The 12,457-nt window shown below is 33.1% G+C and carries 13 protein-coding genes; 5 read left to right on the top strand and 8 right to left on the bottom strand.

Features of this window, described 5'->3' with window-relative positions:
• Positions 1–14: 14 nt before the first annotated feature.
• The 4 genes from trmD to DG435_RS13055 form a co-directional block, all read right to left on the bottom strand.
• Positions 15–692, bottom strand: coding sequence for a tRNA (guanosine(37)-N1)-methyltransferase TrmD (trmD, locus tag DG435_RS13070; RefSeq protein WP_106794536.1), 678 nt, complete (start codon positions 690–692; stop codon positions 15–17).
• Positions 693–757: 65 nt separating this feature from the next.
• A complete protein-coding gene (locus DG435_RS13065) occupies positions 758–1,375 on the bottom strand; it encodes a hypothetical protein (RefSeq protein ID WP_024770526.1) in 618 nt (205 codons plus the stop codon).
• A 353-nt stretch (positions 1,376–1,728) separates the two neighbouring features.
• A complete protein-coding gene (locus DG435_RS13060; protein WP_106794535.1) occupies positions 1,729–3,177 on the bottom strand; it encodes a glyceraldehyde-3-phosphate dehydrogenase in 1,449 nt (482 codons plus the stop codon).
• Positions 3,178–3,316: 139 nt separating this feature from the next.
• Positions 3,317–4,726, bottom strand: coding sequence for a trypsin-like peptidase domain-containing protein (locus tag DG435_RS13055; protein ID WP_106794534.1), 1,410 nt, complete (start codon positions 4,724–4,726; stop codon positions 3,317–3,319).
• 165 nt (positions 4,727–4,891) lie between these two features.
• On the opposite strand from DG435_RS13055, the gene dapF reads away from it, so the two are divergent.
• From dapF to DG435_RS13035, 4 genes are all read left to right on the top strand, one after another.
• A complete protein-coding gene (gene dapF / locus DG435_RS13050) occupies positions 4,892–5,677 on the top strand; it encodes a diaminopimelate epimerase (protein ID WP_106794533.1) in 786 nt (261 codons plus the stop codon).
• Positions 5,671–6,198, top strand: a complete 528-nt coding sequence (locus DG435_RS13045; RefSeq protein ID WP_106794532.1) for a GNAT family N-acetyltransferase — start codon at positions 5,671–5,673, stop codon at positions 6,196–6,198. Before dapF ends, DG435_RS13045 begins: the two co-directional genes overlap by 7 nt.
• Complete coding sequence (gene mltG, locus DG435_RS13040) at positions 6,188–7,231, top strand: endolytic transglycosylase MltG (RefSeq protein WP_106794531.1); 1,044 nt, start codon at positions 6,188–6,190, stop codon at positions 7,229–7,231. Before DG435_RS13045 ends, mltG begins: the two co-directional genes overlap by 11 nt.
• Positions 7,232–7,584: 353 nt before the next feature.
• Entirely contained in the window at positions 7,585–8,226 is a 642-nt protein-coding gene (locus DG435_RS13035; RefSeq protein ID WP_024770520.1) for a hypothetical protein, read from the top strand.
• Positions 8,227–8,240: 14 nt separating this feature from the next.
• On the opposite strand, the gene DG435_RS13030 is transcribed toward DG435_RS13035, so the two are convergent.
• The 3 genes from DG435_RS13030 to dnaA all read right to left on the bottom strand — a co-directional run bounded on the left by DG435_RS13030 (position 8,241) and on the right by dnaA (position 11,236).
• Entirely contained in the window at positions 8,241–8,969 is a 729-nt protein-coding gene (locus DG435_RS13030; protein ID WP_106794530.1) for an SAM-dependent methyltransferase, read from the bottom strand.
• 270 nt (positions 8,970–9,239) lie between these two features.
• Positions 9,240–9,686 (bottom strand): low molecular weight protein-tyrosine-phosphatase, encoded by a 447-nt coding sequence (locus DG435_RS13025; protein WP_369872012.1) that lies wholly within the window; start codon positions 9,684–9,686, stop codon positions 9,240–9,242.
• Between the two features lie 122 nt (positions 9,687–9,808).
• A complete protein-coding gene (dnaA, locus tag DG435_RS13020; protein ID WP_024770517.1) occupies positions 9,809–11,236 on the bottom strand; it encodes a chromosomal replication initiator protein DnaA in 1,428 nt (475 codons plus the stop codon).
• A gap of 201 nt (positions 11,237–11,437) precedes the next feature.
• Here dnaA and DG435_RS13015 point away from each other — a divergent pair, with 201 nt between their 5' ends.
• Positions 11,438–11,842: a thioesterase family protein gene (locus DG435_RS13015; RefSeq protein WP_106794528.1), complete on the top strand. Its 405-nt coding sequence runs from the start codon at positions 11,438–11,440 to the stop codon at positions 11,840–11,842.
• Here DG435_RS13015 and DG435_RS13010 read toward each other — a convergent pair.
• Positions 11,839–12,453 carry a YigZ family protein gene (locus DG435_RS13010; RefSeq protein WP_234387170.1) on the bottom strand — a complete coding sequence of 205 codons (615 nt, stop codon included), beginning with the start codon at positions 12,451–12,453 and terminating at the stop codon, positions 11,839–11,841. The two genes, DG435_RS13015 and DG435_RS13010, sit on opposite strands and share 4 nt — an antisense overlap.
• Between the last annotated feature and the right edge of the window lie 4 nt (positions 12,454–12,457).

Raw genomic sequence — 12,457 nt, 5'->3', positions numbered from 1 at the left:
ATGGTGTATTTATTTTATTCATCCAACAGATCAGGTCTACGATCTTTTGTTCTTTGGTATGCTTGTTCTTCTCGCCATGTTTCTATTTTAGGGAAATTACCAGAGGTTAGAACTTCTGGTACTTTCCAGCCTTTATATTCTGCGGGTCTTGTATAGATAGGGGGAGCTAATAAATTGTCCTGAAATGAATCAGTCAATGCAGAGGTTTCGTTACCGAGTACTCCCGGGATCAGTCTAATGATTGTATCACATAAGATTAGTGCACCCAGTTCTCCGCCCGATAATACATAATCTCCTACAGATATTTCTTTGGTGATAAAATAATCTCTCACACGTTGATCTACCCCTTTGTAATGGCCACAAAGAATAATTAAATTTCCTTTTAAAGATAATTGGTTTGCAATTCCTTGATTTAAGGTCTCGCCATCTGGGGTCATATAGATGATCTCGTCATAATCCCTTTCTGATTTTAATTTGGAAATACATTTGTCGATAGGCTCTATCATCATAACCATACCAGCACCACCTCCAAATTGATAATCATCAACTTGTTTATAATTTGTATCGGTATAATCCCTAAGATTATGAAACTGTACTTGGACCAATCCTTTTTCTATTGACCGCTTCATTATAGAGGCTTCGAAAGGGCTTTTTAGAATGTCTGGTACTACAGTGATGATATCTATACGCATCTTTATCTAATTCATTTATGGGTGCAAAGATGCAAAAGAATATGGTGAAAATCTAGAAATTAGAACTACTTAGCGCCAGCTTTACGTTGTTTATTGATTTCGTCTTGAAGCTTACGCATTACTTTTTGCTCTCGCTCCAGGGCTCTTCGTCTGTGATCCTCAAACTCTGCTTCGGTTTCAGCTAATACTTTTTTGGCTTGTAGTGTTATTGTATTGCTATTTTTGAACTTGTATATGAAGAAACTAAGTAAAGCTATGAGAACACCAATAATAACCCACATAATGGTTTTGTAACTGGATTTAGTTAGTGCCGCTCCAAAAAAGTTAATACTGTCTTTTTCTTTGGTAACGGTAGTAAGATCACCATTTGTTTTAGCAAGTGACTCTTCGAGTCCGGTTATTGTAGATTTTTGTTCATCAATCTTAAGATTGGTTGTATTTAGTTTTGATTCTAATGTCTTAAGTGTGTCTATAGTGTTGCTTTTAAGTTTGTTTAACCAAATCAACTTCACTACTTTGTATTCTTGAAATTTTCCGGATTTTTTTATCACCATATCAAATTGCCCTTCAATCTTTTCCTGTCTTAAAGCATCAGCAACAGTTGCATTTTCTTCTTGTGCATATGTAGTTTCAGAAAAGGATAGAAGTAGTATTAAAACTAGTAGATACTGTGGTAATTTCATATTGTTATTCTTAATTTTTTAATGGTTTAGATACGATATTCCTATAGTGAGGTGGTAGTTAGAGAATAAAATAACTAATGACTTGTAGTATAGGGAATATTTATATGTCGTTTCTTTTTGGTTATTAATTTCTTCTGTAACGGTAATAAATGTACGATATTGTAAGTAATTATAAAGTTTTTTTTACAAGAATTCATGTGTGGATGATTTTAAGGTTAATTTGCTGATAACTATAATATTACATCTTTTTAAAACGAATTTTGAAAATAACACTTTTTCTTTTTGAAGAATAGGGATAAAAAAAGTCGTTATTTATTCAATAACGACTTTTAATATTTTGATAAAAACGACTTCTAATAATATGTGAAACGTCTTACTTTGGCAATATATTTTGATAGTCTTATTACTTGATGACTATATCCATATTCATTATCATACCACACATATAAAACGGTATTATTTCCTTTTGCGTCCACAATAGTAGCATTACTATCGTATATAGATGGTGCAGAAGAACCAATAATATCGCTAGATACTAATTCGTTGTCTAATGAATATTTTATTTGCTCTACCAAATCTCCTTCCAGTGCATATTTTTTAAGTACTGCATTCATACTCTCTTTAGAAGTTTCCTTTTCTAAATTAAGATTAAGAATCGCTAATGATCCATTTGGTACAGGAACTCGTATTGCATTAGATGTTAATTTCCCTTCAAAACTTGGTAATGCTTTAGAAACTGCTTTTCCTGCTCCTGTTTCTGTAATTACCATATTTAGAGCAGCAGCACGACCTCTTCTGTATTTTTTATGCATATTATCGACCAGGTTTTGGTCATTAGTATATGCATGTATTGTTTCTAGGTGACCATTAACTACACCAAAACTTTCGTCTACAGCCTGTAGTATTGGGGTAATTGCATTGGTGGTACAAGAAGCAGCAGAAAAAATATCTACTTTGTCCGGATCATGTTCTTTATGATTAACTCCATGTACAATATTAGGAATCCCTTTTCCGGGAGCGGTAAGTAATACTTTGGTTGCTCCTTTTGCTGCCAGATGTCTGCTTAATGCTTCTTTATCTCTAAAAGCACCCGTGTTATCTATTATCAAAGCGTCCTGGATACCATAAGATGTGTAATCTATATCTTCTGGATTATTAGCACTAATAATTTTTACAGTAGTACCATTTATGATCAAAGCACTGTTTGGTAAATCTGTTTCTACAGTACCGGCAAAATCTCCATGTACAGAATCACTACGAAGTAACGAGGCTCTTTTTTCTAATACATCTTGAGTTATAGCTCCTCTTGTTACTATGGCTCTAAGTCTTAATTGGCTTCCTTTGCCTGTAATGGTCATCAATTCTCTGGCTACCAAACGACCGATTCGTCCAAATCCATAAAGGACGACATTTTTTGGAGAAATAGGTTTGAATGTCTTTGCGTCTTTTAGCTTGTTTTGTACAAAGCTATTTATCGAACTGTACTCGTCACTTGCTAAATGATACTCGTACGTAAGTTTACCTATATCTAATTTTGATGGAGGTAAATTCATTAATTTGATAGCTTGCGCAATTTCTACAGAATCAAAAATTGAAATAGGTTTTTGTACAAATTCTCCAGCATATTCGTGTAAATTGATAATTTCACTTACGTTTTTATCAATTAACTGATTGCGGAAAAGTACCAACTCGATAGAATTGTCGTACCAAAGATCGCTTACAGTCTTTATAAATGCTACTGTAGCGCGACGCCTGTCTGCCTGAAAGGCTAATTCTTTTTCATAAACTTCGTTAGAGCTCATAATGTGTTGTGTTTTAAAGTCTTGAAATTTCGTGCAAAAGTATATATTTCAAACGTTTTCGTGAAACCTTTTATGAAAAAAAATCCCATTACTTTATAAAAGTAATGGGAAGTGCTATTGTATTTATGTTTTGTGATGCTTATTGAAATACAAATTCTCTTTTCTGACCACTTCGATCTACCAGACTAATAGTGATGTCTTCATCTTTGTATTTACGTTCTATTATTTCTTTTACCTCAAGAACATCTCTTACTTTTTTTCCATCTATTTCGCTAATAATCAACCCTTCTAGGTTGTATCTTTTCATTCTCGAACTTAGTGCTTTGCTAATTACGACTCCGTGATCAAGTTTGAAGTTGTCTAAATATCCTTTAGGAGGATTCCTAACCTCTACACCAACATCATCTATATTGTATTTTTGAATTTCGTATTTTGATAAGGTAACGGGTAGAGTTATTTCTTTTCTCTTTCTTAAGACTTTAACGTTGATTACATCTTTAGGTCTCTTACTATTTACATATCCTGTTAAATCAGAAAATTTATTTATAGGTAACCCATCTATTTCTTTTATAACATCACCTTCAAGAAGACCAGCTTTTTTAGCGCCACTATCATCTGCGACCGAAGCCACAAATACGCCCTGAGAAACCGAAATGTCATATTCTTCCATAACTTTTGGGTTTATAGTTCCTCCTTGTATACCTAATATCCCACGTTGTACGCCTCCAAATTCAATGATATCATCTATAATTTTCTTGGCATTATTGGATGGTACTGCAAAAGCATATCCCACATAGCTTCCGGTTTGCGAGGTTATTGCAGTGTTTATGCCTATCAATTCTCCTCTCACATTAACTAATGCACCACCACTATTACCAGGGTTAATTGCAGCATCAGTTTGTATAAAAGACTGAATTTTATCATCAGATTCATCAAGATCTCTTGATTTGGCACTTATAATACCTGCAGTAACTGTAGAAGTAAGGTTAAACGGATTACCTACAGCAAGTACCCATTCTCCAATTTTAGCCGAATTAGAATCACCAAATGGGATATATGATAACTTTTCTTCTGCATCAATCTTAATAAGTGCTATGTCAGACTGCGGAGCGGTACCAACTACTTTGGCTTTATACGATTTGTTATTATTTAATGTAATTTCTAAATCAGTAGCTCCGTCAATTACATGGTTATTGGTTACAATATATCCATCCTCTGTAATAATAACTCCAGATCCAGCACCTTGAATTCTTCTTTCTTGCGCTCCACCATTTCTAAAAAACTCCATTAAATTTCTTGGTGTACGCGAAATTCCATATTGCTTAACATGAACTACTGCATTTACTGTTTTTTCTGCTGCAATAGTGAAATCAATACCAGAAACAGATGCATTAGTATTGGCAAGGGTGTAATTTACTGGAGTTAGATTTGGTTTGGCTTCACTCTCTTTAACAATGATAGCTTCAGGTTCTAAAAACATTTTATATGCCCCCAAAGTAAATATACCTGCTAGGATAGCTACAACCAATAAACTCAAAAATCTTTTCATTTTCTTCTCTTTTTTTGTTTGATTTATGTAATACTAATCTAATAGACTTGTATTAACTCTTAAAATTACAATTATAGTATACTTTTTTTATGAAATTTAACTCACAATTAACAACAGTTTTTTGATAACATTCTTTGTACCTTTGCTCTCATAATTGAAAGAATAATGACCCTTACATTTTATAAATACCAAGGTACTGGGAATGATTTTGTAATCATTGATAATAGAGATGTTATACTCTCCAAAAATGATACCAAATTGTTTGCTAGACTTTGTGACAGAAAATTTGGTGTTGGAGCAGATGGTTTAATGTTGCTAGAACTTCCTCAGGATAAAGAGGATGATTTCACGATGGTTTATTTTAATGCAGATGGTAACGAAAGTTCAATGTGTGGTAATGGAGGGAGATGCTTAGTTGCTTTTGCAGCTTTTCTGGGAGTTATAAAGGATAAAGCAACGTTTACTGCAATTGATGGTAAACATCAGGCAGAAATTAAAGATGGATTAGTGTATTTGCAAATGCAGGATGTATCCGAGATTGAAAAGTATGATACACATTTGTTTTTGGACACAGGTTCTCCTCATCATGTTACAATGGTTGAAGATTTAACCAATTATGATGTAGAAAATATTGGTAGAACAATAAGAAACGGAGCTCCTTATTTTGAAGCAGGGAGTAATGTTAATTTTGTAGAAAAGAAAAATGGAAATGGATTTGCTGTGCGTACTTATGAAAGAGGGGTAGAAAATGAAACCCTATCTTGTGGTACGGGAGTTACTGCAGTAGCTCTTTCTATGCATGCAACTAAAATAACAAATGATCAGGAGATCGATATCCATACTCAAGGAGGGCAGCTAAAAGTTACCTTTCAAAAAAATGGGGATGGATACGAAAATATCTTTTTGATAGGGCCTGCGAAACAGGTTTTTAAAGGAGAGATCACATGGTAACATTAAAAGGAGAAAACATTTATTTACGAGCTCTTGAGCCTGAAGATCTTGATTTTGTTTATATTGTAGAAAATGATGAACAGATATGGGAAATGAGCTCTACCCAGACTCCATACTCTCGATTTTTGATTAAAGAGTATTTAGAAAATTCACATAAAGATATTTATGAGGTAAAGCAATTACGGCTAGTTATTTGTTCTAATGATCATGCCGCACTAGGTTTAATAGATTTGTTTGACTTCAATCCTACCCACAATAGAGCAGGAGTAGGTGTTTTGATAGCAGAAAAAGAAAATAGAGGCAAGGGCTATGGGGTAGAAGCTTTAGAGCTTATTGTAAATTATAGTTTTACTCACTTGCATTTACACCAATTATATGCAAATATCTCTGAAGATAATATAACTAGTATTAAATTGTTTGAAAATAAAGGGTTTAATAAAGTAGGAGTAAAGAAAGAGTGGAATCTCGTAAAAGATATTTATAAAGACGAATTTTTATATCAATTAGTATATGTACATTAAAAAAATACTATTAGCTATTGCATTATTAGGTTTAATTGCAGGAGGAATTTTTGCATATTATGTCTATCAAGCGGTTTTTTCTCCTAATACGAGTTTTGAAACTGAAACAACAACTATCTATATCCCTACGGGAGCTACTTATACAGAGCTTATTGAAACGATAAGCCCAGCGGTTACTGATATTTATAGTTTTGATAGGGTTGCAAGAAGAAAAGGGTATATTGATAAAATTAAAGCAGGGCGATATATTTTGCGCAAAGGTCTTAATAATAATGAGATTATAAATGTTTTACGTAGTAAGAACTCGCCTATACATATTAGTTTTAATAATCAAGAAAGACTGGAGAACCTTGCAGGTAGGATTGCTTCGCAAATCGAATCCGATAGTGTTTCTTTGCTAAAAGTGTTTAAAGAGGAATCTTTTTTAAAAGCAAATGGTTTTTCTTTAGAGACTGCTTTAGCAATGTATATTCCTAATAAGTACGAATTCTTCTGGAATACTTCTGCAGAACAGTTTAGAAAAAGAATGTTAAAAGAGTATGGTCGATTTTGGAACGAATCCCGTGTGTCAAAAGCAAAGAAAGTTGGGTTAACTCCAAATCAGGTTATTACCATTGCTTCTATTGTGCAAAAAGAAACTGCAAAAGTAGATGAACGCCCAAGAGTAGCAGGAGTATATATGAATAGGTATAATAATAATTGGAAATTAGATGCAGACCCTACCGTGATCTATGCGATTAAAAAACATCGTAATGACTGGGATGTAATTATAAAACGTGTTTTATATAAAGATTTGGAGTTAGATAGTCCTTATAATACTTATAAATACGCTTCGTTACCTCCAGGGCCAATAGCAATGCCTGATATTTCATCAATTGATGCAGTTCTTAACTATGAAAAACATGAGTATTACTTTTTTGTAGCTAATGTAGAAAACTTCGGATATCATAAATTCGCCAAAACGATCAATCAGCATAATCGTAATAAAAAACAGTATGTTGATTGGATTAATAAGCAGGGCGTAAAACGATGATTATCGACCTATCTTTTTGTAGGAAAAAAACAGCAATTTCTTCTTTTTGAGTAAAAAATAACACGAACTTATTAACAAAATTGTGTTTTTTTTTGTGAATTACCAGCAAGTGTAGTGGTTTAGTTTTTTCCGATTAAAATGCCATGTTTGACGTTTAAGTGTCGTTTTTAAGGTTTTTTATAGGTGTTTTAACCGTTTTTAACCTTGTTTTTTTGTGTAAAACACTGTTTTTCAGCATTATAATTATTTTAACATTTGACTCTTGATAGTTTGTGGAAAAGCTGTATATTTGCACGGCAAAAATTTAAGTAGTGGGGGACGTCATTTATGATGACTACTTAGAAATTTTTTATATGATAAAGAGGATAATAGGATTATCTATATTACTTACAACTGGGGGAATACTTTTGCTAAGTTTTAGAACAAAAGAGAACGTAGATCTTAGTTCTTATAGTACAGCGGGTTTAGATCTGTATTACATTGCACCGAATTTTAATGAAATAGAAGACGATAATACATTTATCTCTCCTGAGCTTGGAAAATCTTATATTGGGTTTAAAGAGGCTGTTGCTTTTAAGGAGTCTAGAGGAGATTATGGTGTGGTTAATCAATTTGGGTATTTGGGGAAATATCAATTTGGTAAAGGAACACTTGCTCTAATAGGGATTAAAAATGTAAAAAGAAATAAATTTCTTAACAATCCAGCTCTTCAGGAAAAAGCATTTTATGCAAATCTATCCAGGAATAAGTGGGTTCTACGTAGGGATATAAAATGGTTTGTTGGTAGAAGGATGAATGGAGTAGAAGTAACAGAGTCAGGGATTCTGGCTGCTGCTCACTTGTCTGGGCCTGGTGCTGTGAAAAAATATTTACGTAGTGGAGGTGTAGAAGGGTTTGCGGATGCTTTTGGTACAACAATTCGTTACTATATGAAACGATTTGGAGGATATGATACTTCTTTTGTTGTTTCTAATAGGAGGGCAAAAGCCATCTAGCTTTTCTCTTACGATTAGTCTCTTTGTATGATATATATTGTGGGTCTTTTATGAAGATCTATCTCTTCTTTTTTCCATTCTTCAACTGTTTTGGTGGCTATAAACTCGGTGGTTAATGTGATATCACATGCAATGCATAATCGAGTATTGGTGTTTAATATAGTTTTGAGGTCAGAAAACATTTTATCATTGCGATAAGGTGTTTCGATAAAGATTTGTGATTGGTTCTTTTCTAAAGAAATCCTTTCTAGATGTTTAATGGTTGATTTTCTTTCATTTTTATCAATAGGAAGATAGCCGTTAAAGGTGAAATTTTGACCGTTCATTCCGCTACTCATCATGGCTAGTAGTATCGATGACGGCCCGACAAGTGGTGTTACTGGTATGCCTTTTTCGTGAGCTATTTTAACAACTTCTGCTCCTGGGTCAGCAATTCCCGGGCATCCAGCATCTGATAATAGGCCGATAGATTCTCCGTTAAGGCAGGGTGTAAGATAGCTTGGTATTTCAGAAATATCCGTGTATTTGTTAACAGTGTGTATGACAATAGAGCGTTGTGACTTGCTAGGGCTTACCTTTTTTATAAATCGCCTTGCAGGTTTTTCATTTTCTACAATATAGTGATTTACTTGCTCTAATACCTTTTTAATAGATATAGGAAGTACTTCTAAAGGGACATCATCTCCTAATCGTGTTGGGATTAGGTATAATTTTCCTTTGGGATCTAGGGGTTTAAATTCCATAGGTTTTTTATAACGGGTTTTTTAAAGATTTTTTTGTTGATATTATTATTTGTAATGAATGTGTTTTAGTGTGTCAAAACGTATGTGTATTATCAATAAATTAATCCTTAAGGTTTAAGAACGTATATATCCTTGATAGGGTACATACTAAAATAGTATTATTTTTTTTATTGTTATCTATTGTAACGCTATTATTTGCAATGATAGTATTTGATAAGGAGAAATGATGTTGATATTAACATTATTCTTTGGTTGCTGTTAAGCGAAAGACTAATCAGATTCTTTAAGTTTTAAAGCAATATTGTCGCATGCTTTATTGAGCATTTGAAATACGTCTTCAAAACCTTGTTCTCCTCCGTAATATGGATCAGGCACATCAAGATTGCTGTTAGGGTGTAATTCGTTTAAGATGTATTTTACTTTGTTTTTTTCATGATCATTACTAGCTAGATCAATTATATTTTCATAATTAGAGCTATCCATGGCGTATATGTGATCGTAAGTTGTAAAGTCGCTAACCTTAAATTGAGCAGCTCTTTGGTTTGTAATATCAATACCGTATTGTTTGGCGATATCTATAGAACGTTGATCGGGCTTGCTGTTAATATGATAGCTGCTTGTGCCGCAGGACGCTACGCTGTAATGACTGGGGTCTAGTTTAGATTTTAAGATACCTTCTGCTAAAGGGGATCTGCATATATTGCCTAGACATACCATTAGAATTTTAACTTTCATGTGGTTTGTTTTGCTGTTTTAAAGTAGTGTACACTTTTTCTTGCTAATACTACGGCTGAGCTTGTGGTGTTAATTTTGATTTGCTCTTGTAAAATAATGTAAAATTATAATGTAAGCTTCTTTCCTAAATCTTCTACGTATTTTCTAAACTGCTTATCTGTAGATGATAGGTTGTCTACTGTTTTACAAGCATGGAGAACGGTAGCGTGATCTCTTTTTCCTATTTGTGTGCCGATACTGGCTAAAGAGGCTTTTGTTAATTTTTTAGCAAAGAACATTGCTAATTGCCTTGCTTGCACGATATGGCGTTTTCGTGTTTTGGATTGTAGTGTTTCTACATCCATTTGGAAATAATCGCTTACCACCTTTTGGATATAATCGATGGATACCTCGCGTTTTGTGTTTTTAACATAGTTGTCTACTATGGTCTTGGCAAGGTCTATTGTAATATCTTTTTTATTAAAAGAAGAATGAGCTATTAATGATATAATTGCACCTTCTAATTCTCGGATATTGGTTTTGATATTGTTTGCTAGAAACTCAACTATTTCTTCAGGCATTTCTACGCCATCACGATATAATTTGTTTTTAATGATCGAAATTCTGGTTTCAAAATCAGGTTGATGCAATTCTGCAGATAATCCCCATTTAAAACGAGATAGTAATCGTTGTTCTATATCCTGCATGTCTACAGGAGCTTTGTCACTTGTTAGGATTACTTGTTTGCCATTTTGATGTAAATGGTTGAAAATATGAAAGAATACATCTTGAGTTCCTGCTTTACCAGATAATAGTTGAATGTCATCAACAATTAAAACATCAATAATCTGATAAAAATGAATAAAATCGTTTCTGTTGTTCTTTTTTACAGATTCAATATACTGTTGGGTAAATTTTTCTGCAGAAATATATAAAACTGTTTTCTCTGGGTAATTATCTTTTATGTTTACACCAATTGCGTGAGCAAGGTGTGTTTTCCCTAAACCAACTCCTCCAAAAATAAGCAAAGGGTTAAAAGAGGTGCCTCCGGGCTTATTGGCTACGGCCATACCTGCAGAGCGAGCTAATCGGTTAGAATCTCCTTCTAAGAAATTTTCAAAATTATAACTTGGATTTAATTGAGATTCTATTTTTACATTTCGTATTCCAGGAATAACGAATGGATTTTTTAACTCGGGATTTTTACTTTTAATAGGAACGTCAACTTCTTGAGAGTTAACAGGAGTTCGGTTAGAACTTGGAATTTTTTCAGTAAATGGCTTTTTGTTGCCATAAGTGTTTTCCATTTTAATAACATAAACCAACTTAGCGCTTTCTCCCAATTCTCGAGTTAAAGATACTTTAAGTAGATTAACGTAATGTTCTTCTAGCCACTCGTAAAAAAATTTACTAGGAACCTGAATACTGAGAGCGCTATCTGTAAGCTTTACAGCTTTGATTGGTTCAAACCAAGTTTTAAAAGCTTGGGGTGTGATATTGTCTTCTATGAAAGACAAACAACTATCCCAAACTGATTGCGCGGTTACATTCATTCTTGTGGTCAGGTTTACTTTTTTTTGTGTTAAGGTACTAAAAAGAAATTGCTGAAAAACTCCTTACTGTTTTTGCATGACAAATATGTGAACAAAAAATGTAAAAAAAAAACGATTTAGGGGTTGAATATTAATTATTTTTTTTGCATAATTTGACAATACTACTTTTAATTTAACTAAATAACCCCTCATTTTTAAAATATGTTTATCACTTCAGAAACTTTACTAAAGGTGCGATACTCTGAAACAGATCAGATGGGTGTAGTATATCATGGTAACTACGCGCAGTATTTAGAATTGGCACGAATTGATTGGTTATCCCGATTAGGGATTTCATATAAATCAATGGAAGAAAATGGTGTTATGCTTCCTGTGTTTACATTAGACTTTAAATTTAAGAAATCTGCTTTCTTCGACGATGAATTAATTGTTAAAACTTCACTAAGGAAAATTCCTACAGCTAAAATCACTTTCGATTTTGAGATTTTTAATAAAAATAATGAATTGCTAACAACAGCATCTACAACTTTGGTCTTTGTTGATAGTAAAACAAGAAAACCTATTCCATGTCCCTCTTACTTGCTTGAAAAAATAAAAAACTATTAATCCTGTGTTTTTCTAATTTCTATATCATACAACGGGGAAAAAACATCTTTTATTTTATCAGCAAACTTTTTTCTTACAGAAATATGAATTTTACAATTCAATTTATGATCTTGTTTAGTAATGTTTAGATTATGTTCTTTAATAATTCTCATTACTTTATTCATGTCTTTATACTCGAAAATAATTATAAAATCAATATTAATTGTTTTTTCAACTATTTCTGAAGTTTCAAGTGCTAATTGCGCTGCAGTTCTATAAGCGTTGATTAATCCGCCAACTCCCAGTTTTACACCTCCAAAATAACGCACAACAACAATTAATATATTAGTAACATCAAAAGATAGAATCTGGCCATAAATGGGTTGGCCGGCAGAATTAGAAGGTTCACCATCATCGTTGATACGATATCTAGAGGGCTCTATTCCTATTTTCCAGGCATAACACCAATGTCGGGCAGAGTGATGTTTCTTTTTAAGGTCGGCAATAATATGCTTGGCTTCCTCTTCTGTGGTAATAGGAAATGTGTATCCAAAAAACTTACTATTTCGATCTTTAAAAAGAGCTTCCTCTCCAGGGATATTAATTGTTTTATATGTGTCTTTTATTTCCAATGGG

Source organism: Aquimarina sp. Aq78, from assembly GCF_900299525.1.
In the GTDB taxonomy this organism is placed as follows: domain Bacteria; phylum Bacteroidota; class Bacteroidia; order Flavobacteriales; family Flavobacteriaceae; genus Aquimarina.
Note: the sequence above shows the minus strand (reverse complement) of the source record. Positions and strands in the feature narration are given on the sequence as shown.

Excerpts from the sequence above, each read along its gene's own strand:
- dapF (WP_106794533.1), top strand. The coding sequence starts at position 4,892 with ATGACCCTTACATTTTATAAATACCAAGGTACTGGGAATGATTTTGTA.
- trmD (WP_106794536.1), bottom strand. The coding sequence starts at position 692 with ATGCGTATAGATATCATCACTGTAGTACCAGACATTCTAAAAAGCCCT.
- mltG (WP_106794531.1), top strand. The coding sequence starts at position 6,188 with ATGTACATTAAAAAAATACTATTAGCTATTGCATTATTAGGTTTAATT.
- DG435_RS13030 (WP_106794530.1), bottom strand. The coding sequence starts at position 8,969 with ATGGAATTTAAACCCCTAGATCCCAAAGGAAAATTATACCTAATCCCA.
- DG435_RS13025 (WP_369872012.1), bottom strand. The coding sequence starts at position 9,686 with ATGGTATGTCTAGGCAATATATGCAGATCCCCTTTAGCAGAAGGTATC.
- DG435_RS13065 (WP_024770526.1), bottom strand. The coding sequence starts at position 1,375 with ATGAAATTACCACAGTATCTACTAGTTTTAATACTACTTCTATCCTTT.
- DG435_RS13035 (WP_024770520.1), top strand. The coding sequence starts at position 7,585 with ATGATAAAGAGGATAATAGGATTATCTATATTACTTACAACTGGGGGA.
- DG435_RS13055 (WP_106794534.1), bottom strand. The coding sequence starts at position 4,726 with ATGAAAAGATTTTTGAGTTTATTGGTTGTAGCTATCCTAGCAGGTATA.
- dnaA (WP_024770517.1), bottom strand. The coding sequence starts at position 11,236 with ATGAATGTAACCGCGCAATCAGTTTGGGATAGTTGTTTGTCTTTCATA.
- DG435_RS13045 (WP_106794532.1), top strand. The coding sequence starts at position 5,671 with ATGGTAACATTAAAAGGAGAAAACATTTATTTACGAGCTCTTGAGCCT.
- DG435_RS13060 (WP_106794535.1), bottom strand. The coding sequence starts at position 3,177 with ATGAGCTCTAACGAAGTTTATGAAAAAGAATTAGCCTTTCAGGCAGAC.
- DG435_RS13015 (WP_106794528.1), top strand. The coding sequence starts at position 11,438 with ATGTTTATCACTTCAGAAACTTTACTAAAGGTGCGATACTCTGAAACA.